The sequence below is a fragment of the Clostridium subterminale genome (assembly GCF_039521425.1).
Classification (GTDB): Bacteria; Bacillota; Clostridia; order Clostridiales; family Clostridiaceae; genus Clostridium_J; species Clostridium_J subterminale.
In genome coordinates this window covers 121,789-145,866 of the sequence record NZ_BAAACI010000005.1, presented here as the reverse complement: position 1 = coordinate 145,866, position 24,078 = coordinate 121,789, and the positions used below count along the sequence as shown (strand labels likewise).

At 31.7% G+C, this 24,078-nt stretch carries 22 protein-coding genes; 3 read left to right on the top strand and 19 right to left on the bottom strand.

What is annotated here, in order from left to right; all coding sequences use genetic code 11:
• Positions 1 to 5 precede the first annotated feature (5 nt).
• The 10 genes from ABDZ93_RS08240 to ABDZ93_RS08195 form a co-directional block, all read right to left on the bottom strand.
• The gene (locus ABDZ93_RS08240; protein WP_343825403.1) at positions 6 to 1,124 is read right to left on the bottom strand and encodes an amidase domain-containing protein; all 1,119 of its coding nucleotides are present in this window, start codon (positions 1,122 to 1,124) and stop codon (positions 6 to 8) included.
• A 35-nt stretch (positions 1,125 to 1,159) separates the two neighbouring features.
• Positions 1,160 to 2,092, bottom strand: a complete 933-nt coding sequence (locus ABDZ93_RS08235) for a M15 family metallopeptidase (protein WP_343825401.1) — start codon at positions 2,090 to 2,092, stop codon at positions 1,160 to 1,162.
• A gap of 125 nt (positions 2,093 to 2,217) precedes the next feature.
• Positions 2,218 to 2,727 carry a methylated-DNA--[protein]-cysteine S-methyltransferase gene (locus tag ABDZ93_RS08230; RefSeq protein ID WP_343825399.1) on the bottom strand — a complete coding sequence of 170 codons (510 nt, stop codon included), beginning with the start codon at positions 2,725 to 2,727 and terminating at the stop codon, positions 2,218 to 2,220.
• A 256-nt stretch (positions 2,728 to 2,983) separates the two neighbouring features.
• A complete protein-coding gene (locus tag ABDZ93_RS08225) occupies positions 2,984 to 3,319 on the bottom strand; it encodes a hypothetical protein (RefSeq protein WP_343825398.1) in 336 nt (111 codons plus the stop codon).
• A 199-nt stretch (positions 3,320 to 3,518) separates the two neighbouring features.
• On the bottom strand, positions 3,519 to 3,875 hold the full coding sequence (locus ABDZ93_RS08220; protein WP_343825396.1) for a DUF1667 domain-containing protein: 357 nt from the start codon (positions 3,873 to 3,875) through the stop codon (positions 3,519 to 3,521).
• Position 3,876: 1 nt separating this feature from the next.
• Positions 3,877 to 5,127, bottom strand: a complete 1,251-nt coding sequence (locus ABDZ93_RS08215; protein WP_343825395.1) for an NAD(P)/FAD-dependent oxidoreductase — start codon at positions 5,125 to 5,127, stop codon at positions 3,877 to 3,879.
• 12 nt (positions 5,128 to 5,139) lie between these two features.
• Positions 5,140 to 6,567 (bottom strand): NAD(P)/FAD-dependent oxidoreductase, encoded by a 1,428-nt coding sequence (locus tag ABDZ93_RS08210; RefSeq protein ID WP_343825392.1) that lies wholly within the window; start codon positions 6,565 to 6,567, stop codon positions 5,140 to 5,142.
• Between the two features lie 179 nt (positions 6,568 to 6,746).
• On the bottom strand, positions 6,747 to 7,190 hold the full coding sequence (locus tag ABDZ93_RS08205) for a GNAT family N-acetyltransferase (protein ID WP_343825391.1): 444 nt from the start codon (positions 7,188 to 7,190) through the stop codon (positions 6,747 to 6,749).
• A gap of 26 nt (positions 7,191 to 7,216) precedes the next feature.
• A complete protein-coding gene (glpK, locus tag ABDZ93_RS08200) occupies positions 7,217 to 8,713 on the bottom strand; it encodes a glycerol kinase GlpK (protein WP_343825389.1) in 1,497 nt (498 codons plus the stop codon).
• A 254-nt stretch (positions 8,714 to 8,967) separates the two neighbouring features.
• Entirely contained in the window at positions 8,968 to 9,525 is a 558-nt protein-coding gene (locus ABDZ93_RS08195; protein WP_343825387.1) for a glycerol-3-phosphate responsive antiterminator, read from the bottom strand.
• Positions 9,526 to 9,682: 157 nt separating this feature from the next.
• Here ABDZ93_RS08195 and ABDZ93_RS08190 point away from each other — a divergent pair, with 157 nt between their 5' ends.
• Positions 9,683 to 10,189, top strand: coding sequence for a ferritin-like domain-containing protein (locus tag ABDZ93_RS08190; protein ID WP_343825385.1), 507 nt, complete (start codon positions 9,683 to 9,685; stop codon positions 10,187 to 10,189).
• Positions 10,190 to 10,293: 104 nt separating this feature from the next.
• On the opposite strand, the gene ABDZ93_RS08185 is transcribed toward ABDZ93_RS08190, so the two are convergent.
• From ABDZ93_RS08185 to ABDZ93_RS08160, 6 genes are all read right to left on the bottom strand, one after another.
• The gene (locus tag ABDZ93_RS08185; RefSeq protein WP_343825383.1) at positions 10,294 to 11,448 is read right to left on the bottom strand and encodes an AlbA family DNA-binding domain-containing protein; all 1,155 of its coding nucleotides are present in this window, start codon (positions 11,446 to 11,448) and stop codon (positions 10,294 to 10,296) included.
• Between the two features lie 95 nt (positions 11,449 to 11,543).
• Complete coding sequence (locus tag ABDZ93_RS08180) at positions 11,544 to 12,050, bottom strand: shikimate kinase (protein ID WP_343825381.1); 507 nt, start codon at positions 12,048 to 12,050, stop codon at positions 11,544 to 11,546.
• Positions 12,051 to 12,249: 199 nt separating this feature from the next.
• Positions 12,250 to 13,323: a chorismate synthase gene (gene aroC, locus ABDZ93_RS08175; protein WP_343825379.1), complete on the bottom strand. Its 1,074-nt coding sequence runs from the start codon at positions 13,321 to 13,323 to the stop codon at positions 12,250 to 12,252.
• Positions 13,301 to 14,584: a 3-phosphoshikimate 1-carboxyvinyltransferase gene (aroA, locus tag ABDZ93_RS08170; RefSeq protein ID WP_343825377.1), complete on the bottom strand. Its 1,284-nt coding sequence runs from the start codon at positions 14,582 to 14,584 to the stop codon at positions 13,301 to 13,303. The genes aroC and aroA overlap by 23 nt, the downstream gene beginning before the upstream one ends.
• 10 nt (positions 14,585 to 14,594) lie before the next feature.
• Positions 14,595 to 15,656: a 3-dehydroquinate synthase gene (gene aroB / locus ABDZ93_RS08165; RefSeq protein ID WP_343825375.1), complete on the bottom strand. Its 1,062-nt coding sequence runs from the start codon at positions 15,654 to 15,656 to the stop codon at positions 14,595 to 14,597.
• A gap of 136 nt (positions 15,657 to 15,792) precedes the next feature.
• Complete coding sequence (locus tag ABDZ93_RS08160; RefSeq protein WP_343825373.1) at positions 15,793 to 16,152, bottom strand: arsenate reductase family protein; 360 nt, start codon at positions 16,150 to 16,152, stop codon at positions 15,793 to 15,795.
• Positions 16,153 to 16,392: 240 nt separating this feature from the next.
• Between ABDZ93_RS08160 and ABDZ93_RS08155 the strand changes: the two genes are divergently transcribed.
• Complete coding sequence (locus tag ABDZ93_RS08155) at positions 16,393 to 16,569, top strand: hypothetical protein (RefSeq protein WP_343825371.1); 177 nt, start codon at positions 16,393 to 16,395, stop codon at positions 16,567 to 16,569.
• Entirely contained in the window at positions 16,562 to 17,287 is a 726-nt protein-coding gene (locus ABDZ93_RS08150; RefSeq protein WP_343825369.1) for a CPBP family intramembrane glutamic endopeptidase, read from the top strand. Before ABDZ93_RS08155 ends, ABDZ93_RS08150 begins: the two co-directional genes overlap by 8 nt.
• 432 nt (positions 17,288 to 17,719) lie before the next feature.
• Here the strand turns inward: ABDZ93_RS08150 and nifJ are convergent, their stop codons facing one another.
• The 3 genes from nifJ to ABDZ93_RS08135 all read right to left on the bottom strand — a co-directional run bounded on the left by nifJ (position 17,720) and on the right by ABDZ93_RS08135 (position 24,078).
• Positions 17,720 to 21,241 (bottom strand): pyruvate:ferredoxin (flavodoxin) oxidoreductase, encoded by a 3,522-nt coding sequence (gene nifJ, locus ABDZ93_RS08145; RefSeq protein ID WP_343825367.1) that lies wholly within the window; start codon positions 21,239 to 21,241, stop codon positions 17,720 to 17,722.
• Positions 21,242 to 21,534: 293 nt separating this feature from the next.
• A complete protein-coding gene (locus ABDZ93_RS08140) occupies positions 21,535 to 22,938 on the bottom strand; it encodes a vWA domain-containing protein (protein WP_343825365.1) in 1,404 nt (467 codons plus the stop codon).
• 6 nt (positions 22,939 to 22,944) lie between these two features.
• Entirely contained in the window at positions 22,945 to 24,078 is a 1,134-nt protein-coding gene (locus tag ABDZ93_RS08135) for an ATP-binding protein (RefSeq protein ID WP_343825363.1), read from the bottom strand.

Here is a 24,078-nt window from a genome sequence, read left to right as displayed (position 1 = left end):
ATTTTTTAATAATGAACTCTTATAAGCCAAAACTTAATATTTTTATCACTCCATCCCAAATCCCAGGGTACATCATTTCTATCAGTATTATGACAAGTAACTAATGCATAGCCTCTAGAATCCGCATTGGTTACAGTGGATATATGTTTAATATCTCCTTTTCTTTCATAAGCAACAAAATCTCCTGGCATAAGTTGATAAGAGGCTTTATATACCTTATCATAAGTTCCGTAGGCTATTACTGACGCCCTACCGCTATGTACCCAATACGCCTTAAATTTATCTGCATTTACCCAGGATGCAGAAGCTTCTCCTTTACAATAATTCCACGCTGAGTTTACTTTAAACTTACCACCTTCATGCAGTATCTGCGAAGCAAAATTTGCACAATCTCCACCTTCTGGATTAAAGTTTCTGTACTCTTTATTGTATTTATACCCAAACTCCTCTTCTGTAGCTGCCCCACAATATTTATTAGCGTATTCTACAGATGCTTTTCTCCTTTCATCTAAAGTTGAAAAGTCTTTCCGCTCTTGGGCTAAGATAAATTCCTTTACATCATCTACCTTTAATTTCTCTAAGTTTAAAGAGTCTGCAAAAGGATCTGTATACCACTCCTTGTTTATCAAGAAATCGTCACCTTTATTGATTAAAGTAAGCACATGATAAGTCCCTATCCTAGCAGCATTAACCTCTTCTGGTCTATCTTCATAAACATACCTATATTCTGTAGAACATGTAAAGTTAACTTTGAATCCATTATCCTTTTCACTTATACGATTTACAACTACCTTAGGAAGTATTTCAGTAATTTTTACCCCCTGCTTTTGCTCCCAGTTGTGAAGATAAATCATTTTTTTCTCTTCATTTTCATAAGCCCATCTACCGTACTTAGTTCCCATATCATAAACAGACTTAATGCTTTCCTCTTCTCCAGTTACAATAGCTCTGTTACGTTTAGAAATGGTCTCTTCAATAAACTTCCCAATTTCTAGCTTTACTTCTTCATCTACCTCTTCAGCATTAGCTCTAGATAAAAGAATATTTGCAATAATAATAGCTAGTAATATTCCAAATATCAACTTCCATGTAAGTATCTTTTTTATGGATCTTATAATGTTCATAAAGGTCCTCCTCATTTTAGATCTTTAGTTAAATATTAATTTAAAGTTCCTTCAATAATGCTAATATATTTATCTACTTTTTCATCTCTTGGCACTTCACCAAACCAATCCATCTCTTCCTTAAAAGTTTCTCCAAAATATCTTGCCTTTATTAGTATCTCTGGTCTATATTCAAAATGAAGAATATCAAAATGCCCCCATTTTCCTCCCCATACAAAGTTATTTTTTTCAAAAACATCTATCAATTCCTTAGGATAGGATAACATCCTCTTTTCTCCAGCCTCTCTAGATGCCCACTTCCAATAGTCACTTGGATTACTATTAATATCAATGGCTATACCATAAGCATGAGGACTTAGCTTTCCTGTACCTGATATAACTCTATAATTAAAAGTTCCATTAACCGGATTTAGGAGGGATGATACAGCTGCATTTCCTAAAGATAATTGTTTTAACTCTTCCATAGCCTTCTTTAAACTTTCTGCTGCTCCATTGTTTTTATTAAATTGGTAGTTTTTATACGGTGATGGAACACCTATAAGGTTTGATGATACTTCCCTTTCACTACCTCCATAAACTTCATTTAGCAAATTATAATTTCTAAATCTACCTGGATCTCTATTTATATCTAAAAGCTTATCAGGCATACTAAGAGGATAAGTATCTTCTAGTATATCTTGAATGTCGGCATTATCCATTTTTCCATTAAAGTCCTTAGATTGCTTATCATCATATAGTATTTTCTTTCCTGAAACAGTTATGATAAATACCCCTCCTTCTTCACTTTTTTCAACTCCAGTTATGTACTCTGGATATGCCATCATTAAAGTGAGAATATCTTGTTTCATTGTAATATTGTAATTTGTATCATTATTTCCTTCTATATCATCTGCAAATACTGTCATATTATTAACTAAAGTAAGTAATATCGTTAAAATTATAGCTCCAAATAAAAATAACTTTTTCATATATATCCTCCTAGCAAATAACTTACACAAAAATTGATCTTATGATCTTATTCAAAATAAAAAATAGGTTAAAGGTATCCTTTAGCCTATTTTGTGTAAATATACAATTATTTATGACTGGTAAATTAATGAGTTTTTTTAATAAAATTATCTTTATTTTTATTTTCAAATTCTAAAAGTCTACTTTTAATATCTGTATGATTCCCTGCATATCCTACCAATTTGCCATTCTTACCAATAACCCTATGACATGGAACTATTATAGGAAACTCATTAGCTCTATTAGCTCCACCTATCGCTCTTACACCTTTAGGATTACCAATTGCTATAGCAATATCGCTATAACTTCTAGTTTCTCCATAGGGTATATTTATAAGTTCCTCCCAAACTTTACTTCTAAATTCTGTAGTACTTACTGACAATGGCAAATTAAATACTTCTCTTTGTCCATTAAAATATTCTTTTAACTGAGTTATAGCAGTTAAGCACCTATCCCTATTATGTTCTAAATTTGCCTTATTCAATTCATAGTATTCTCTCCATCCATCTTGAAAAAGTTCTATCTTCACTATACCCTTTTCATCCATAACCACATATATAGTTCCTATAATAGAATCAAAGTAATCATACCACATAAAGTTCCCTCACTTTCGTTATAAACAGAATTCTTAGCTTCTTTTAAGCTTTACTAGCATAATTCTAAGTATCAGTATTTTTGATACTTAGAATTCGTTGTCCTTTAGGTGAAATCGTTATCCATGGACGTATCAGCTCTTTACTCCACTTTAAAAGAAGTGGGAGTATTAGAGCTGGTAGTCATCGGATAAAATTAAAAGATGTTAATATATATATTAACATCTTCTCAATTATTTTATAACATATTTTATTTAATTAAGGTCCTGGTTGCAATCTAATTTCTTCTTCTATTTCAGTTTCTATAGTGCATAAATCTAATCTAGAGTTTATATACTGAGTTTTTAATTTCATATAGCTGCCCCAGGTACATATACTACAATCTAAAACATCAATAAGTTCATCTATTAAGCAACCAACTTCTTGTGCTCTTTTAAGGGCATCTTTAATATCCCTTTTATTAGCAATGGTAATGCAGTTTACACTGCTTGCTGTATCAACTAAGATTTTATAGGAACCTACCAGTTTACATAACTGCTCTATAGTAAAACCTAGGTCTCTTCCATAACTTTCAATAACTCTTCTCTGCGCCATAAACTCCTACCTTAAAAATGCTTCATTGTAAATATATTATTCCACTCTACAAATTATTATTCTAATTCTCCATTATTTAAAAAATATATTCACTTTTCTATTAGGACCCTTAGATAGTGCTACTATCTGCGAAACCCGTTTCCTTGTCTAACTCAAAATATACTTACCATCCTTGACTTATTATTTATTTTCAGATGCCTTATACATTCTTCTTTAAGTTTCTAGTAGCTACCACGTCTACTCCAGTCCCTAAAATATCCTTTACTATAATATCTCCAATAGAAATTGGGGCTTGTAATTCTATAGAATTTAATACTTCCATAGCTTTGAAATTTAACTCCTTTGGAATAGGTGCCTTTGTTTTTACTGGTATAACTGAGAGTTCACCATCTTTAACTTTTACTGTAGTTGTTATAACTCTTACAGGATTAGTTACTTCATTTATCCCATAAATTTCACCTCTTTTGCAAGTATTTCCTGTAACCTCTTTTGTTTCAGTATTTATTTTTAGATGACATCCCATAGGACAACTTATACAAATTAATTTTTTTATCATATTATTCACCATCCTCTAGAGAAATTGTTATATCTCCTGTAATCTTTTCTAATTGAGTTTTGTTAAGCAAAATCTTTTCCATCTCTGATGGTGCTAAGTGATTTCTTTTAAAGCTGGCGATTTTATCATCTCCACATCTAACCACAAGACTCTTATTATGATATATATTATTTACTCTCATAAATATGGTTAGCTTATCTTCTACAGCCTCTACATTTAATCTTTGAGGAACTGTATAATTAACTCTATCACCATTTATTATATTTACATAGTTTCCTTTAACCTCTTTACCTTTAATATATTTAGCCGCACAAATTCCAGCATGTTTAGATTCTGCACTAACAAAGTCTACTAAGTCATGAACATGGACTACATTTCCACAGGCAAAGATTCCTTCTACAGAAGTTTCCATGCTTTCATTCACTATAAGTCCATTGGTTCTTCTATCCTTATCGATGCCAGCCTTAGAAGATAATTCATTTTCAGGTATTAGCCCTACAGATAATAATAAGGTATCACAATCAAACTCTATTTCAGAGCCCTTTATTGGCTTTTTATTTTCATCTACCTTAGCGATTACCACCTTTTCTAGCCTCTTTCTTCCTACAACCTTAGTTACAGTATGAGATAAGTAAAGTGGTATATCATAGTCATTTAGGCACTGAACTATATTTCTATTAAGCCCATTAGAATAAGGCATAAGCTCTACTACAGCCTTAACTTTTGCACCTTCTAAAGTCATTCTTCTTGCCATAATAAGACCTATATCACCAGAACCTAAAATCACAACTTCCTTTCCTGGCATATATCCTTCCATATTGATATATCTTTGAGCTGCTCCTGCAGTAAACACCCCTGAAGGTCTATCCCCTGGCATATTTATAGCTCCTCTAGTTCTTTCCCTGCATCCCATAGCAAGAATAATAGCTTTTCCATTTAGAACTAAATATCCATCTTCCTCATTTATCATATGAATTTCTTTATTTTCTTTTATTTCTAATACCATAGTATTAAGTTTAACCTCAACTCTGGTGTCATTTATCATATCAATAAATCTTTGAGCATACTCAGGACCTGTAAGCTCTTCTTTAAAGGTATGAAGTCCAAATCCATTATGAATACATTGATTTAGTATTCCTCCAAGTTCTCTATCTCTTTCTATTATTAGTATTTTCTCTACTCCATTATTATAAGCTTCACAAGCTGCTGCAAGTCCCGCTGGACCTCCACCTATTACTATTAAATCATACATAAATGTTTCCTCCTATTTAGTTCTTCCGATTAAAATATATGAGCCATCACTTTCTTGAACTATATCTTCCATTGGAACACCTAGTTCTCTTGCAATTATTTCTTGAACTCTAGGACCACAGAATCCACCTTGACATCTTCCCATACCTGGTCTACATCTTCTCTTTACTCCATCCAGGCTTACTTGTCCGAAGGATCTCTTTATACTATCTATAATTTCCCCTTCTGTTATGTCCTCACATCTACAAATTATCTTTCCATATCTACTGTCCTTTTTAATAAGTTCTGCTTTTTCTTCAATAGATAATTCCATGAAATTAATTTGCTCTCTAGTATTTTTAAAGCTTTTCTTTAACTCAGCCTTAAGTCCAGAGTTTTTGAGAATCTCCACTACATCTAAAGCCACTGCTGGTGCTGAAGATAGCCCTGGTGACTTCATTCCTGCGGCATCTATAAAGCCCTTTACATCTTCAGCTTCTCCTACAATAAAATCTCCACAATCAGGATTTGCTCTAAGTCCCGCAAAATTTCTTATACTTTCTCTATAATTAATTTTATCTGTGGTTCTCATAGCAGTATTTTTAATAAACTCTAAATTTTCAACTGTAGTTGCCACATTATCTTTATCATCTACACTTTCCGCATCTGGCCCAAATAACAGATTTCCATGAACTGTAGGAGTAACCAATATGCCTTTACCAAATTTAGAAGGGCATTGGAATATGGTATGGCTAACTACACTGCCTTGGCTTTTGTCCATAACAAAGTATTCTCCCTTAATAGGATTTATCTTAAAGATTTCTTTACATACTAAGTTGTGCACTTTATCAGCATAAACTCCTGCTGCATTAATTACATATTTGCTTTCTATAACTTCCCCTTCAGCTGTATTTATAATAAAATGTTCTTTCTTTTCTATACCCATTACTTGTCTATTTAATTTAACTTCTCCCCCATTTTCTACTCCATTTTCCACAAGAGCTATTGTGTATTCAAATGGACCAACAATTCCTCCTGTCGGTGCATATAGTGCACCCATAACCTTATCACTTAAATTAGCCTCTTTTTCAATGACTTCTTCTTTATTTAAAATTTTTAGCCCTTTAACACCAATTTTATTTCCATTGTCATATAACTCTTTTATGGTTTCCATATCTTCTTCATCAAAGCCAATTACTAAAGATCCATTTCTTTTAAAAGGTACTGATAACTCATTACAAATTTCTTCAAACATCTCATTACCCTTAACGTTATACTTTGCCATTAAAGTTCCTACCTTAGGATCGTAACCTGCATGGACAATGGCTGAATTTGCCTTAGTCGTCCCCATTGAAACATCATTTTCCTTATCTATTATCACCACTTTTAAATCATATTTCATAAGTTCTCTAAATATCGAAGCTCCAATTACTCCAGCACCTATTATAGCTATATCATACATTAAAATTTCCTCCTTAAATCGCAAAAAAGACAAGCCAAAACAAGGATATAACTCCTTATTTTGTGCTTGTCTCTAAATCTCTAATCAGCACTAATATTTCATTTATACTAATACTATATCACTTTTTTAAAAAAGTGTCCATGAAACTACCTCTAAGTTATTAAACTTAAAGGTCTAATTTACTTTTTATATAGCATTTCTACGTGAGGAATGTTATCTTCTAAGTATTCCTCTGATACTTGTTTAAATCCAAGACTTTCATAGAACCTCTTTATATAAACCTGGCCAGATAATCTAATTTCAGTAGAATTAAGATTTTCTTCTATAAACTTAATTCCTTCTAACATCATTCTTCTACTTAGTCCTTTATTTCTATGGGTCTCCTTAACTAATACTCTTCCAATAGATATCTCATCATAAGAGATTCCCTTATTAACTATCCTCAAATACCCAACTACTTCATTTTCTTCTTCTACATACAAGTGATATGAATTATAGTCTTTATTATCACAATCTTGATAAATACAAGTTTGCTCTACTACGAATACTTCATTCCTTACTCTTAAAATCTTATACAATTCTTCTGTAGTTAATTCATTAAATTTCTTTACTTTAAATTCCATAGCCTACCTCCATAAAATAAATTTAACTAATCTTCTTCCCATTGTCTAGTCCTGGCAACAGCCTTTTCCCATCCAGCATAAAGTTTCTCCGAAGTCTCTTTATCACAGTTTGGCATGTAAGTCTTACTAGCAAACCACTTCTCTGCAATTTCTTCTTTACTCTTCCAAAAACCTACTGCAAGACCAGCTAAATATGCAGCCCCTAAGGCTGTAGTTTCAGATATTATCGGTCTAGTAACCTCTTGACATATAATATCTGATTGAAATTGCATTAAGAATCCATTTCTACTTGCTCCTCCATCTACCTTTAGCTTTTCAATTCTATATCCAGCATCCTCAGACATAGCATCAATAACAGCCTTTGATTGATATGCTATCGATTCTAAAGCTGCTCTTATAATATGATTTCTATTAGCTCCACGGGTTAATCCAAAGATAGCTCCCCTTGCATACATGTCCCAGTACGGTGCTCCAAGTCCTACAAAGGCAGGAACTACATATACTCCACCATTATCCTCTACCTTATTAGCAAAATACTCAGTATCAACAGCATCAGTTATCATTCTTAATTCATCACGAAGCCATTGAATAACTGCACCTCCAACAAATACAGAACCTTCAAGAGCGTATTGAACCTTTCCATCTATACCTATTGCAATGGTGGTTATTAATCCATTTTTACTTCTAATTATCTCATCTCCTGTATTCATTAATAAGAAGCATCCTGTACCATAAGTATTCTTAGCACTTCCTTTTTCAAAACAAGCTTGCCCAAATAAAGCAGCCTGTTGATCTCCTGCTATTCCAGCTATAGGAACTCTAATTCCTCCATTTCCACCTAGGTTAGTGTGACCATATACCTCTGAGGAATTTTTAACTTCAGGTAACATTGATTTAGGAATTTGCAATATGTCTAGTATTTTTTCATCCCACTTTAATTCCTTAATATTATACAGCATAGTCCTTGAAGCATTAGTATAATCTGTTACGTGAACTCTTCCATTAGTAAGTTTCCATACTAGCCAAGTATCTACAGTTCCAAATAAAAGCTCTCCTCTTTCAGCCCTTTCTCTAGCTCCATCCACATTATCTAAAATCCACTTAATCTTAGTTCCCGAAAAATATGCATCAATCAATAATCCTGTATTTTCTTTTATATATTCACTAAAGCCTTCATTTACTAACTCATCGCATATATGAGCTGTTCTTCTACATTGCCATACAATTGCATTATATATAGGCATCCCTGTATTTTTATCCCATACAATAGTAGTTTCCCTCTGATTAGTTATTCCAATGGCTGCTACATCCTTTTGTGATATATTACATTTTGCCATAACCTCTTGAAGCATAGAGTACTGACTACTCCATATCTCCATAGGATCATGTTCTACCCATCCTTCCTTAGGATATATTTGTATAAATTCCTTCTGGCTCACTCCTAATATGTTTTGTTCCTTATCAAAAATTATAGCCCTAGAACTTGTAGTCCCTTGGTCTAATGCAATTATATAATCTGCCATTTTAATCCTCCATCCATAAATTACTTAAATATTTATGTATAAACAGAATTCTTTGCTTCAGAGGGAGTTTTTACTCCCACTGAAGCTTAGAAATCGTTATCCAGGGACGTAGCAGCCCTTTACTCCCACTTTGAAGAAGATGGGAGTATTAGAGCTGATAGTCATCATATAAAATTATTATCATCAATAATAAAATAAAAAGGCACATAAAACTAGCATTCTAGTCTTATGTAGCCTCTCTCATCACTCTTCGCCTACATAGCCCAAATTTCTTCCTTTGTAGTAGATACACAGGTTGCCCCTGATTTTAAAGCTGTTATTATCTCTTCTTTACTTTCAATAAGTCCTCCAGCAACGATAGGTTTATTAGACTTTTCTGCAAGTTTTTCTATAACCTTTGGTATAACCCCTGGCAATACCTCTATAGCATCGCAAGCTTCTCCAAGATGCTTTATTGCATTATTCAGTGAAAGAGTATCAAATATAAATACTCTTTGTATTGCTAATAAATCATAAGCCTTGGCATATTTAATTACCTGAGGTTTTGTACTTATTACACCTTTAAACTGAGTTTCTTTTCTTAAGTATTTTATTCCAACTTCTCTATTCGTAATACCATCTACTAAATCAATATGAACTATACCTATCTTATTTTTAGAATTAATCTTTTCACTTGTATCTTTAATATTAAGTATATCACCAAATAGAACAAATATTACCTGAACATCTGAATCTAGTGCTATATCTAGCTCTCTCTCATTCTTAACTGCTGCTATTATAGGATTTTCCTCTAATAACTTTATCAAATCCATACATAACTCCTTTTCGGAACTGTTTTAACATGTTTTTTTAATTATTACATGTTTAATTTTTTTTGTCAATTCAGTTAAATTTCAATGACAAACAATTCTCACAAAAGTATGAACTCCCTCATAATATATATAGTAAAAATTTTTAAGGAGACATGCTATGGAAGCTAAGAATATATATAAAGCAGATTTACCTTATCCAAAAATAAGTTGCCAGGATAAAAATAAATCTTATGCTAGCTTAATACAAATTAACTATGCCGGTGCTATTTCAGAATTAACCTCCGTAAATCAATATATGTATCATAGCCTAGCTATGTCTGATAAATTTGAAGATGTATCCCATTGCTTAAAGCACATAGCTAGTGTAGAAATGGAACACCTAGAAATCTTGGGGAAGCTTATCATTGCTCTTGGTGGAAATCCTAGATTTGAAATTAATAAAAGACATTGGTCACCTAAATTTATTGAATATGGCTCAAATTTAGCCTCCATGCTTCGTGAAGATGTAGATGGTGAAAAAGCAACCATTAGACAATACAAAGAAACAATAAAATTAATTAAAGATGAAAAAGTCAGGGAAACACTTGAAAGAATAATAAAGGATGAAGAAGTTCATATTAAAACTTTAGTTTTACTTTACAATGAGGTTTGTAGAAGAAGATAAAATTAATAATAAAAAGATTAGCCGATAAATTCTAATTCTTACTTTATCGGCTAATCTTTTATTTATAAAATTAATAAACTTAATATTAAATAAACTTAACATAATTATTTTTTGCCTTCATAGAGTTTTGTTCCTGGTAATATTACCTTAAAACAATCTTCTGCCCTAGAGTTTATAAAAGTCACATTTTTCTTGAAAGGACTTTTTATTCTTCCAAACCCACCTTCATTATTTAAAAATCTTTTGTTTTCATCTAGTGTTACTAGTTTCTCATAAAGCCACATGTTTCTTCTATTATAGTTAATTCTTTTTCCTGTGGAATTATTCTGAATCATTTGTCCTGGGCTATTAATAATTATACTGTTTCTAGATATTACTACTTCTATTACTCTATCTATGGAAGAATATTCTCTGTAAAGTACTGCATTATTTATTGCCTCCACTATAGCTCCTATAGGATAATTCTTGGGTAATATCTTTCTTAGTATATCTTCACTTTTCTCTATCATAGATAAGAGATTACCTTGTACAATATTTACTCGTTCTTTTACCTTCCCTAAATTATTAGTTATTCTAATCATATTTTGAGGTATACAAAGGCTATTATTATCAGAGAATACTAAAAGTCCTCCTAATGTACACTTATCTTCTCCAATATCCTTATCTGTATATGCTATTCCCGCACTTCTCATAAGAAATTTCTCATTAGAACTATTTATAACTATGCCTTTATTCTGAAAATATTTTTTTACTATTTCCATGTTTATAAGACTTATGTCACTTCTCACGACTTGGGAAGTTTCAATATAAAAATCTAAATTCTCCTCAAAGGCTTCTACTAGCTCCTGTTTCCTCATAGTATCAGTGGTAGAGCCTCTTCTAATATAAAATGCTCCATTCTCCTTAAGTTGGTATGGCTTTTGCTCTCCATCATATATTGTTATTATACAAATCCTTTTTTCTCTTATATTATACTCATCTACAGATATTGGAATTGGTGGTTCACATCTAGAAGATATTATTTGCTGTACTTGTTCTTCTGTGAAAACTTCACTTTCATCTAAGCCTATTAACTCTTTTGTTTTGTCCTCAACACCTACAACAATATATCCTCTTCCACCCTTTGAATTAGCAATTGCACAAATGTCTTTAGCAAGTTCCTTTTTTCCACTTTCAAAATCTAAAGAAAGCTTTTGTTTAAAATCTAACTTTAACCCTTCTTGCCGTTTTATGATAGACATTATTTTCTTAGTATCCATTACCTCACCTCAATTCCCTATATTAATATAGTATTAAAAAGGACATATATATGACTTTATAAATATATAAGATTTAACGAATATATCTAATAATACTAATCCTTATTGAGCTTAGTTTTGATTACATTCTTTAAAGTATTAATAGCCTTCTCCTTATTATCATTATTATCTATAGTAATATAAGCATATTTTTTATAAAGCTCATACCTTTCTTTATGTAAGTCATATAACTTTTCTTTTCTGCCTTTTAAAAGAGGTCTATTTGAAGTATCCAAGGTTTCTATTATATTTTCTGGTTTTCTGTCTATAAATATTATACATCCACTTTCCCCTAAAGTATCCATGTTCTCTTTTCTCTTTATAACTCCACCACCAGTGGCAATAAGAGTATTTTCTAATTTAGAAGCCTCTTTAACAGCTTCCATTTCCCTATCTCTAAAGAATTCTTCGCTAATATTAAACATTTCCTTTATGGTCATATTATTTTTTTCTTCTATATATTCATCTAAGTCAATAAACCTTATTTCTTCTTCTTTACTAATTATGCTACCTAAACATGTTTTCCCACATCCTGATAGACCTATTAATATGATATTATTCAAAACTCTTCTCCCTTCTAGAATACCTATATATTATTCTACTAAGGCATCTGAAAATAAATAATAAGTCAAAGATGGAAAGTATATTTTGAGTTAGACAAGGAAACAGGTTCTGCAGATAGTAGCACTATCTAAGGGTTCTGTTGACGCAGTATAACACAAAATAGACAAGCATTCTGACTTATTTATTTTTTGAAGATGCCTAAAGCATCATATCTAAGATAGCAATGGCAGTGACACACTCCACTACTGGTACTGCTCTTTGTACTATACAAGGATCGTGCCTTCCCTTAATTTCTAAAACATCATCAGCTTTTGTCTCCATATTTACAGTTTTCTGTGGTAAAGCTATAGATGGTGTTGGTTTAAATGCTACTGAAAATGTAACTGGCATTCCAGTTGTTATTCCCCCTAGAACACCTCCATTATTATTTGAATAAGTCCTTACATCATTACCGTCTATATAGTATTCATCATTTGCCTCACTACCCCTTAAGGCTGCAATGTTGAATCCTTCTCCAAATTCTACTCCCTTAACTGCTGGAATAGAAAATAGCATATGGGATAATACACTTTCTACAGAGTGAAACATTGGATTTCCAAGTCCCACTGGTAAGTTAATAACAGCTCCCTCTATGACCCCTCCAATAGAATCTCCTATGGCTTTAACTGTTAAAATTTCTTCTTTCATTTCTTTGGAAATAATTTTATTCAAAGTAGGAAATCTATCTTTCCTCAATTCTTCTAATAATTCTTTTGTTATATTTATTTTATCAAAACCATCATCCTTTATCTTTCCAATGGACTTTATATGCGCACCTATATATACACTATGTTCCTTTAATATATCCTTACATATTGCTCCTGCAAAAACTAGAAGAGCTGTTAGTCTCCCAGAAAAATGTCCACCACCTCTATAGTCATTATATCCTCCATATTTAATCATGGCTGGATAATCACAGTGGCTAGGTCTCAGCTTCACCTTGAGCTCCGAATAATCCCTTGACTTAATATTATTATTTTCAATTATGGCTGACAGTGGTGCTCCCGTAGTTCTTTCTTGAAAAATTCCACTTAACACTTTAGGTATATCCTCCTCCACCCTCTGTGTAGATAGGGAATCTTGGCCTGGGGCTCTTCTTCGCATTTCTTCATAAACAAAGTCAAAGTCTATTCTATGACCTACGGGCAATCCATCAATTACAACTCCTATGGCCTCACCATGGGATTCCCCAAAAATTGATACCTTTATTTTATTTCCTATAATGGAACTCATCACATTCACCCCCTAATTTTAAATAATCCTTAAAGAAATTAGGATAAGATTTCTCTACAGCACTAGGATTATTTATAATTACCTCTTCTGTAGCCCTTGTAGCTGCTATTGCCAAAGCCATTACTATTCTATGATCATTGTGAGAATTAACTTCTCCACCCTTTAATTCACTAACTCCTGATATTATTAAAGAGTCTTCTAACTCTATTATATTTGCTCCTAGTTTACTTAACTCTGTAGTTATAGCATGTAATCTATCACACTCTTTAATTCTAAGCCTTTTAGCATTTATTATTCTAGTTTCCCCCTCTGAAAGACTAGCAAGCACCGTAAGAATTGGAACTAAATCTGGACAATTAGAAGCATCTATTTCTATCCCTTTAGTCCTAGACGGATTTACTTTTATACCTTCTTCACTTTCATCTATACTACATCCCATTGCCTCTAAAATATCTAATATGACCTTATCCCCTTGAAGAGAGTTTTTATTTAATTCAGAACATATTATGGGAGAACCCAATGCTCCTGCTACTAGAAAGAAGGCCCCTTGAGAATAATCTCCCTCTATGTAATAGTCTCTACTATGATATCTTTGAGCTCCCCTAATATTAAATTCTTTATAATTATTATTTTCTATTTCTATGCCAAAATCCTTTAATACTTCCAAAGTAAGATCTATATATCCTTTAGATTCTAATTTTGTAGTTATCTCAATTTTAGAATTGCCTTTTATAAGAGGGAGTGAAAATAGTAATCCTGTTATAAATTGTGAACTAATATCTCCCCTGACTCTATATGTACCACTAGTTAGTTTTCCACTTACCTTCAAAGGCAATCCTTCCCCTTTCGTTGAGTATTCTATGCCCTTTTCCCTAAAAATATCATAATATGGATCTAGTGGTCTTGAAATTAACTTCCCTTCTCCATGAAATACATAGTCTCCTTTTTTAGTTAAAGCTAGTGGAATAAGGAACCTTAGGGTAGACCCAGATTCATTGCACTTTAAATCAAGGCTCTTATCATAGGAAAATATATTACTTCCATCAATGTGCAAACTATGATACTCTGTATTAAGAACTGCTCCTAACTCCTTCATTATATCCATTGTAGCTTCAATATCCTTAGAAAATTGTATATTATCCACTCTAGATATACCCCTGCTTAAAGTAGCTGCAATTATCCCTCTATGACCTAAACTCTTAGAAGGAGGAACAACTATATTTCCTTTTAGTAATTTAGGTTTTATTATAATTTTATCCACCTTTTCCCTCCTAAATGAATTTTTCTAATTCCTCATCATTGACACTATTAATAAAAGCTTGACCTATATCTTTAATAAGAATCAAGTTTATAAAATTTCCTATTGTCTTTTTATCTACTGAAATAGCATCAATAATATCTTCTCTACTTTCCCCTTGCAAATTGTAGGGCAAATTAAATTTGTCTAGTAGCGTTTTTATTCTATTAGCTACTCCATTCTTACATATATTTAACTCTTCACATCTAAGAGCTATGTAATACATTCCTATAGCTACAGCTTCTCCATGAGAAACTCCCTTATAATTTTGAAGCTTTTCTATAGCATGACCTATGGTATGGCCAAAATTTAAAATCATCCTCTCTCCATTGTCCTTTTCATCCTGCTCTACTACATGTTTTTTTATACTACAGCATCTATATATGATATCCTCCATATTTTCAAATAAAGCTTCATAGCTTTCTATACTTTCAAACTTTTCAAAGAGCTCTTTATCCTTTATTAACCCATATTTTATAGCTTCTCCTAATCCATCATTTACATATCTCTTCTCTAAAGTTTTAAGCACCTGAGGATCTATGTAAACTGCCTTAGGATGATAAAAACTGCCTATTAAATTTTTTCCCCTAGGTAAATCAACAGCTACCTTTCCCCCTATAGAAGAATCTATTTGAGCAAGTAGTGATGTTGGAATTTGAACAAAAGGAATTCCCCTTAAAAGAGTAGCTGCACAAAAACCAGCTAAATCCCCAATTACGCCTCCACCTAAAGCTATAATTAAGTTTCCTCTATTTAATCTAAAATCTAAAAGCTCATTATAAAGTCCTACTAGGGATTCTACTGATTTACTACCTTCTCCGGGTTTCAAAACTACTTTTAAAACATTAAAGTTATTATCCTCTAAAGACCTAATAGTTATATCTCCATAAAATCTATCTACATTTTCATCAGTAATTATAGCTATTTTATTTCCTTTATATATCTTTGAAACTTCTTCACCTATATTATTTATAATTTTTGATTTAATAAGAATTTCATAATTATTATCTGGAAGGTTTATTTCTAACTTTTTCATACTTCTTCCTTTCCATTAAAAGTTAAAACACTTAACTCTTAAAATTAATTCATATATTAAATTATATCCTAAGGCTAGTATTTCATCTATAATAAAAACTGTCTCAAAAACTTAATTTTGAGACAGTTTTGTTGAATTAGAACTTAATAAATTCCCTATAATTATCTTCTTTAAACCCTACTAATACTTTATCTCCATCTATAAGTATAGGTCTTTTTACTAACATTCCATTTGTAGCAAGAAGTTCTATGGCTTCCTCTTTTGACATATCTTTAATCCTATCCTTTAAATTCATTTCCTTGTAAAGCTTTCCTGAGGTATTAAAGAATTTTTTAATTTCAAGTCCACTTTGCTCAAGCCATAAAGCTAACTCTTCCTTAGTTGGATTATTCTCCACTATATGTCTATCCTCAAAATCTATATTATTCTCAACAAGAAACTTCTTTGCTTTAATACATGTAGTACACTTTGGATACTGAATAAATAATATGCTCATATATCTTCTCTCCTTTTATTTTAAATAGTTTCTTTACTGTTATTATAAAATATTTATTACTAATTATTATACATTAATCAATTATTTTTTCATATATGAATTCACAAATAGAAACTTATGTAATATATTACTTCTTTTACATCATGTACATTGTGCATTAATATAAATAGTGTAAAATATAATATAGTATTACATATACATTCCTGTATATATTTTATAATTTAAATTGGGGGATTTTTTATGAAATTTTTTAACACATCTTCTGTTATGATTGAGGAAGCTAAAAAAGCTGAACACAAACATAATCCGTTTCTTAACTTACTTATATCTATAATCCTTATTCTGGTAAGTCAGATTATACTTATCTTACCTATGGCTATAATAGGGATTATAATTGCAGTTAAGAATAATGGATAACCCAGCATTAAATCTTATAAATTTATTTAGCACTGGATTTTTAATTATAATTTGTATTCTATACTGCAAATTTAGTGAAAAAAGAAATCTTCGTTCTATGGGATTAATAAAAAAAAGTGCCTTTAAAGAATATGGTATTGGGTTAATAATAGGACTTATTATGTTTAGTTCCATTGTATTAATTTTAATGCTCTCTGGTCAATTATCCTTTGTTAGTGTCACCCTTTCTTCTCTTCCTATAATTATTCTTTACTTTATTGGATTTATGATACAAGGTGCCAGTGAAGAATTTTTATGTAGAGGCTTTTTATTAACTTCCATTGCTGCTAAAAATGGAATTATTCTCGGTATTATTTTAAATTCTTGTCTATTTGGACTTCTTCATCTTTTCAATGCAGGATTTTCTATACTACCACTGATTAATATTATTTTAGTTGGTATATTCTTTTCTGTTTATGCTTATCGTACAGATAATATTATTGGAGCATGTGCAATTCACTCCATGTGGAACTTTGCTCAAGGTAATATATATGGAATTCTTGTTAGTGGAATGAACATAGGCCCTTCTATATTTAAAGTTAATAACTTTAGTGAATCTTTACTTTCTGGTGGTGCCTTTGGAGCTGAGGGCGGACTTGCTTGTACAATTGTATTAATTATATCTACATTGCTTGTAGTATTTATTCCTAAAAAATCTATTTCTACATCATCTAGTTAATCATTTTAAATGAAACTATATAAAAATCATGAAATAGTTATATATGGAACTATATTACTACTTTTATATATCCCTATATAACTATATAACTATTTAACTAGTTGTTGCGACCATGCGGGTTTGAAGGGATTTTGTAAATAAAAAGTAAATTAAATTTATTATAAGGAGACTTTTATGGATACTTTATTAGCGTTTGTTCCTATGTTAATTATTTTACCAATAATTTTATTATTTTGGGGTTTATGCATTTATGTACTTATACTTATAATTAAAGCTTTAAAAATATATATCAATAAAAACTCATAATTACTTCCTATTATATGAGCTTCTGTTTTTGAATTATTTGCTAGTCTTTATAAAATGTTGAGCTTGCACTTTAATATAAGAGCAAGCTCAACATTAATTTAGAATTTAGCTTATTTTTCTGGCTTTTTATTCTTGAATTGATAACTTCTTATAGTTATTATATCTTTCCATAGCATCTGCTTCTGTTTTTGCAAATAGTTCTTCTGCTACCTCTGGGAATACCTTAGCTAAGGATGCATATCTAACCTCACCTAATAAGAAGTCTTTAAAGCTTCCATTTGGTGCTTTTGAATCTAATGAGAATGGGTTTTTAGTTCCTTTCAAGTCAGGGTTATATCTATAAAGGCTCCAATATCCACATTCCACAGCTCTCTTTTCTTCTTCTTGTGAATTAGCCATACCACCCTTAATACCATGACTAATACATGTAGAGTAAGCTATTATTAGAGATGGTCCGTCATAAGCTTCTGCCTCAGCAATAGCTTTAACAGTTTGGTTTTTGTCTGCTCCCATTGACACTTGAGCTACATATACATAACCATAGCTCATAGCCATCATCCCTAAATCCTTCTTCTTAGTTCTCTTTCCTGAAGCTGCAAATTTAGCTACTGCAGCTGTTGGAGTTGATTTTGAAGATTGACCACCCGTATTAGAATAAATTTCTGTATCAAATATTAGTACATTTATATTTTCTCCAGATGCTAATACATGGTCAAGACCACCATATCCTATATCATAAGCCCAGCCGTCTCCTCCAAATAGCCATTGTGATCTTCTAACGAAGAACTCTTTATCCTCTAGTATCTTCTTAGCTATTTCACTATTTTCCTTCTCAAGAACTTGTGTTAACTTAGCTGCTCTATCCCTTGTGCCTTCACCATTATCTATGTTATCTAACCAATCTTGTAATACAGGTTTAGCTGCCTCTGAAATATCATTGCTACTAAGAGCTTCTCTTATATTTTGTGCAATTCTTTCTCTTATAGTCTGAACAGCTACATACATTCCAAAACCATACTCTGCATTATCTTCAAACAATGAGTTAGCCCATGCTGGACCGTAACCTTGTTGATTAGGTCTATACGCTGTTGAAGGTCCTCCTGCTGCCCAAATTGATGAACAACCAGTAGCATTAGCTATCATCATTGTATCTCCAAATAGTTGGGTTACAAGCTTAGCATATGGAGTTTCTCCACATCCTGCACATGCACCTGAGAATTCAAGTAATGGTTGCTGAAATTGACTACCCTTAACAGTATTCTTATTAATTGAAGTCTTCTTGTTTACAACTTTTTCTACAGCATAATTCCAAACTTCTATCTGATCATGTTGACTATCCTGTGGCTTCATAACTAAAGCTTTTTCCTTAGCTGGACAAACTTCTGCACAGTTTCCACATCCAGTACAATCTAAAGGTGTAACTCCTATATGGAAGAACATAGGATTTTCAGCTTTAAGCCCTTTAGCATCTAAAAGTTTCATATCCTTTGGAGCATTTTCCTTTTCTTTTTCATCTAGTAAGAAGGCTCTAATAGTTGCATGCGGACATACGTAAGAGCATTGATTACATTGAATACAGTTTTCTGGTATCCACTGTGGTACATTTACTGCTATTCCTCTCTTTTCAAATGCAGTAGTACCAGCCATGAAGGTACCATCGTCCACTCCTTCTCTGACTAAAGTAGAAATTGGAATAGCGTCTCCTTCCATTCTATTCATAGGTTCAACAATGTCTTTAATAAATTCAGGATATTCCTTTATTATATCTAACTTATCATCCTTAGAATCCTTCCATTTACTTGGAACTTCTATTTTAACTATGGAATTTATTCCTGAATCAATAGCAGCATGGTTCATATTTACTACTTGATCACCCTTCTTACCATAGGATGTTATAACTGCATCTTTTAAATATTTAACTGCATCTTCAATTGGTATAATATCCGCTATCTTAAAGAAGGCAGCTTGCATTATCATGTTTATTCTTCCACCTAAACCAATATCTTGAGCTATTTTAACTGCGTTTATAGTATAAAAATCTATATCATTTTCTGTAATATATCTTTTTAAATCTGCTGGTAATCTATCCTCTAAGTCTTTTTCCGTCCATTGAGTATTTAAAAGGAATTTTCCTTTCTTCTTTAATCCCTGTAATAAATTGTAGCTATAAACATAGGCTTGATTATGACAAGCAATAAAATCAGCCTTATCAATAGTATAATGAGACTTGATTGGCTTATTCCCAAATCTTAAGTGAGATACAGTTATACCACCTGATTTTTTAGAGTCATAAGAAAAGTATCCTTGAGCATACATATCTGTATGATCCCCAATAATTTTTATAGCACTCTTATTAGCTCCAACAGTACCATCAGAACCTAATCCCCAGAACTTACATGAAGTTGTACCTTCTGGTGTAGCATCTATATCCTCTTTTGGTATTAAAGATGAATTTGTAACATCATCAATTATTCCTATAGTAAATCTATCCTTAGGTTTATCAGCTTTTAAGTTTTCAAATACAGCAGCAATATGTGATGGAATTGGATCCTTTGAACCAAGCCCAAATCTTCCACCTACTACTATTGGAGCATTTTCTTTTCCAAATAGGGCTCTTACTACATCTAGATAAAGAGGTTCTCCTATAGAACCTGGCTCCTTAGTTCTATCAAGTACTGCTATCTTCTTAACTGTACTTGGTATAGCCTTTATAAATCTCTCAATAGAGAATGGTCTATAAAGCCTTACTTTTACAAGTCCTACCTTTTCTCCTTTAGTCATTAAATAATCTATAGTTTCCTCAACCACCTCTGATACAGAACCCATAGATATTATTATTCTATCTGCATCTGGCGCCCCATAGTAATCAAAGCAATGATATTCTCTTCCAGTTAGCTTAGTTATTTCATTCATATAATTTTCTACTAAAGTAGGAATATCTTCATAGTATCTATTAAGTGATTCACACATTTGGAAATATAAATCAGGATTTTGAGCAGTTCCTCTTGTAACTGGATGGTCTGGATTTAATGCATTCTTTCTGAAATCTTCAATGGCATTATAATCTACTAGTTTAGCTAATTCATCTTGCTCTATAACCTCAATTTTTTGTATTTCATGAGAAATTCTAAAACCATCAAAAAAGCTGAGGAATGGCATTTTAGCCTTTATGGCGCTTAAATGTGCTACTGCAGCTAAGTCCATAACTTCTTGAACTGAGCCTTCTGCCAGCATAGCAAATCCAGTTTGCCTTGTGGCCATAACATCCTGATGATCACCAAATATACTTAATGATGAAGTAGATACTGCTCTAGCAGCGACATGTATAACAGCAGGTAATCTTTCTCCTACCATTCTATACATGTTAGGAATCATAAGTAGTAATCCTTGAGATGCTGTATATGTAGTTGATAGAGCTCCTGCCTGCAATGATCCATGTAATGCTCCTGCTGCTCCTGCTTCTGATTGCATCTCCACTACTTTAACAGGCTGACCAAAGATATTTTTTCTGCCCTTAGCAGACCATTCATCTACAAGTTCAGCCATAGGTGTAGATGGTGTAATTGGGAATATAGCAGCTACTTCTGTAAAGGCGTAGGATATATGCGCTGCTGCTGTATTACCATCCATAGTCTTCATTTTTCTCATTTTATTACCTCTTTTCTTACAGTTTGAATATATTAATGATGACAATATTTAGACAGATGTCTAATGCCATAATAAACTCTCATAGCTTTATAAAATCCATTTAGTAAACATAAAGCTAAGTAACATATGAAATGTTATTCTTATATCCTTTATATGTTGGTCTAAATGAGCATATATTATGTATACACATAAAAAAACATTAATATATTATTAGCTATAAAAAATAAGCACATACTATCCATAAGTGCTTATTTAAAGAGTTATTTAAATTTATTAGTATATTATATAATTTTCTATATAGTAGGTTCAACATTATTCATTGACCATCCATCATTTCTTACGTCATGTATATCTATAAACTCATCCTTCTCGTCTATAGCTTTAAGTCTCTTTACTATTCCATAAGGCTCTTTTAGAGATAATTTATCTCCCCTACCTGATATTACCCATAGAATTCTATAACCCTTAGGAGTAACCTTTAATTTATCTTCACCTTTACCATCAGTAAAGTATATAAGTAAGTTAGTATCACTATTATTGATGTATTCGAATACAGGAGTAAACTGCGTTCCTCCCCCTGTAGCTACTCTTTCCCTTATATCCTTTATAGACTTAACCTTATATGCTCTCTTAATATTACTATCACATTCTATTATAGTTACTTCGCTATTATAATTTTTCACTATAGAAAGTACTTCTTTCATGGCCTGCTTAAACTCAGCATCGCTTATACTTCCACTTATATCAATAGCTACAGCAATTTTAGCTCTATGACCTCTTAATTCACCTTTTAAATCTAATCTATTAGGCTGTCTTCTACTTCTCCTTGTAACAGTTTTCTTCTTACTACTCTCTAAAATTCCCATTAATTTTTTCAAATATACATTCCATGGAATTTCATTCTCGTTACCTCTTAAAGTTTTTAACATAGATTCTACCTGTATTGGAATCTTTCCTTTACTAGATAACTCTGCAAACTTTTCTGTAAAAGACTTCATGGTTTTATCGTCTATATCATCAGATTCATCCCAAGTATCATGAGTCTCCTTAGGATCATATTCATCCTTTATATCTCCTTTATAATCGTCCTCTTCTCCCTCTTTATCTTCTTCTAACAAATCTAACTCTCCTTGAATTTCTCTCACATAGTAATTCATAGAGTTATATGGTTCTAGCTTTAAATTATACTTTGTATTTACACACTCTAAGGTGGTTGCATAGGATGGCAAATGCTCTATATATTGGTTAGCAACTATATCCATAGCCATATTAACAGCTAAGGTACTATACCTTCTTTTTAACTCTTTTGATCTTATTAAATGTAGTGCTAAAACATGGTGAATTTCATGTTTTATACTTCCTTGCATCTGACTTATATTAAGTTGTAAAAATATAAGAGGATTAAAATAAATTACATATTTAGCACCTTTAAAATTTATAGCTGTAGGTGTAGCTATATCATATCTTATTTCTCGTCCAACTTGAAATAAAAAGTATCCATAAAAATTTTCTTTATCCTCCATAAGGGCTAAGTTTACCTTATCCACTAATTTATAAAACTCTATCGTTAAATCTTCTGGCATATCAACTTCAAATTTTTTACCATCTCTTTTAGCTTTAAACATCTCTCCACTATTTACTATATTAGTTACTCTATTATAAAGATTAACCCTTAACTGTTCAAAATTCTTGATCATGATTATCTATTCCTTTATCTCTGTATAAGCAGCAAAATAAGCCTCTACAAAGTCTTCATTTTTTAATACAAAGTTATATACATTTTTTTGACTTTCCCTCATATCTTGCATGATTCCAATCATTAAATCTATTGGATATAAGTTTAAAAACTCAACAAATCTATCTATAACTTTGCTTACATCTTTGCCTTCTGCCTCTTGGCTTTTTCTATTAATGTAATTTATCATATTATTTGCTGTTAAATATAATCTGGTATGACTTTCCTTTGATATTTTTGTCTTAATCTCTTCTGATAAATTTGCTTTTTCAAATACTTCTTCTGGAGAAATTAAAGCTGTCTTGTCTGACTCTATGAAATCCATAAGCTGCTCTGCAATAATTCTTCCAAGATTTCCTTTCAAAACATTTAAAAATACTCTTCTTGGTATACTGTCCTTATTTTCTTTATACAACTTGTAACTTTTAGACACTCTTTCAAAACTTCTTGGTGTGGCTCTTATATCATCCTCATTAATACTATGGAGATGCTCTGGAAAAGTAGATATAAATTCTATAATTTTTCTATCAACTTCATTTTCTGTGGCCCATTTAATCCAGCCCCTTGCATCGCTTTCCATATTAAGCCACACAAATCTATTCTCCTGAGCAGCATCCATATCTACTACTTGATAATCAAAGTCTGATCCATATTTACTAGATGGGTTCATTGCAGCTAATATTTTAACTTTATCATGAAGCTTATATCCGTTTATCTCCCTATTTAATATTAAGTTCATAAGCTCTTGTTGTACACTATGCTCGCAACGATTTATTTCATCTATAAATAAAAGTACTTCCTTACCCTCTAAGATAAGATTATCTATTTCTCTAAGCTTGGTATGAATAGCATATATAGTTGCTTTTTTATTAATAAGTCTTCCATCATTATCTTTAATACTATATTCTTCAACAGTGGGTAATCCCCCTATTTCACCTTCCTTTAAAAGGTTTCCATCTATAACAACAAGGCTCCACTCATGCTTTCTTGCTAGAGCCTTAGCAAGAGCAGTTTTACCTATTCCACTCTCTCCTACAATAAGAGGTACTTCATTAGTTTCTATTACTAGCTCTACGCTTTTTAATGTATCATTAAAGTTCAT

Bases quoted from the DNA above. Each gene is read 5' to 3' on its own strand.
- aroC (WP_343825379.1), bottom strand. From the start codon at position 13,323: ATGAGTTCCATTATAGGAAATAAAATAAAGGTATCAATTTTTGGGGAA.
- ABDZ93_RS08160 (WP_343825373.1), bottom strand. From the start codon at position 16,152: ATGAGCATATTATTTATTCAGTATCCAAAGTGTACTACATGTATTAAA.
- ABDZ93_RS08215 (WP_343825395.1), bottom strand. From the start codon at position 5,127: ATGTATGATTTAATAGTAATAGGTGGAGGTCCAGCGGGACTTGCAGCA.
- ABDZ93_RS08195 (WP_343825387.1), bottom strand. From the start codon at position 9,525: ATGGATTTGATAAAGTTATTAGAGGAAAATCCTATAATAGCAGCAGTT.
- ABDZ93_RS08210 (WP_343825392.1), bottom strand. From the start codon at position 6,567: ATGTATGATATAGCTATAATAGGTGCTGGAGTAATTGGAGCTTCGATA.
- ABDZ93_RS08185 (WP_343825383.1), bottom strand. From the start codon at position 11,448: ATGGATACTAAGAAAATAATGTCTATCATAAAACGGCAAGAAGGGTTA.
- ABDZ93_RS08150 (WP_343825369.1), top strand. From the start codon at position 16,562: ATGGATAACCCAGCATTAAATCTTATAAATTTATTTAGCACTGGATTT.
- ABDZ93_RS08230 (WP_343825399.1), bottom strand. From the start codon at position 2,727: ATGTGGTATGATTACTTTGATTCTATTATAGGAACTATATATGTGGTT.
- ABDZ93_RS08140 (WP_343825365.1), bottom strand. From the start codon at position 22,938: ATGATCAAGAATTTTGAACAGTTAAGGGTTAATCTTTATAATAGAGTA.
- ABDZ93_RS08205 (WP_343825391.1), bottom strand. From the start codon at position 7,190: ATGGAATTTAAAGTAAAGAAATTTAATGAATTAACTACAGAAGAATTG.
- glpK (WP_343825389.1), bottom strand. From the start codon at position 8,713: ATGGCAGATTATATAATTGCATTAGACCAAGGGACTACAAGTTCTAGG.
- aroB (WP_343825375.1), bottom strand. From the start codon at position 15,656: ATGAAAAAGTTAGAAATAAACCTTCCAGATAATAATTATGAAATTCTT.
- ABDZ93_RS08240 (WP_343825403.1), bottom strand. From the start codon at position 1,124: ATGAACATTATAAGATCCATAAAAAAGATACTTACATGGAAGTTGATA.
- nifJ (WP_343825367.1), bottom strand. From the start codon at position 21,241: ATGAGAAAAATGAAGACTATGGATGGTAATACAGCAGCAGCGCATATA.
- ABDZ93_RS08190 (WP_343825385.1), top strand. From the start codon at position 9,683: ATGGAAGCTAAGAATATATATAAAGCAGATTTACCTTATCCAAAAATA.
- ABDZ93_RS08225 (WP_343825398.1), bottom strand. From the start codon at position 3,319: ATGGCGCAGAGAAGAGTTATTGAAAGTTATGGAAGAGACCTAGGTTTT.
- ABDZ93_RS08220 (WP_343825396.1), bottom strand. From the start codon at position 3,875: ATGATAAAAAAATTAATTTGTATAAGTTGTCCTATGGGATGTCATCTA.
- ABDZ93_RS08135 (WP_343825363.1), bottom strand. From the start codon at position 24,078: ATGAACTTTAATGATACATTAAAAAGCGTAGAGCTAGTAATAGAAACT.
- ABDZ93_RS08155 (WP_343825371.1), top strand. From the start codon at position 16,393: ATGAAATTTTTTAACACATCTTCTGTTATGATTGAGGAAGCTAAAAAA.
- ABDZ93_RS08235 (WP_343825401.1), bottom strand. From the start codon at position 2,092: ATGAAAAAGTTATTTTTATTTGGAGCTATAATTTTAACGATATTACTT.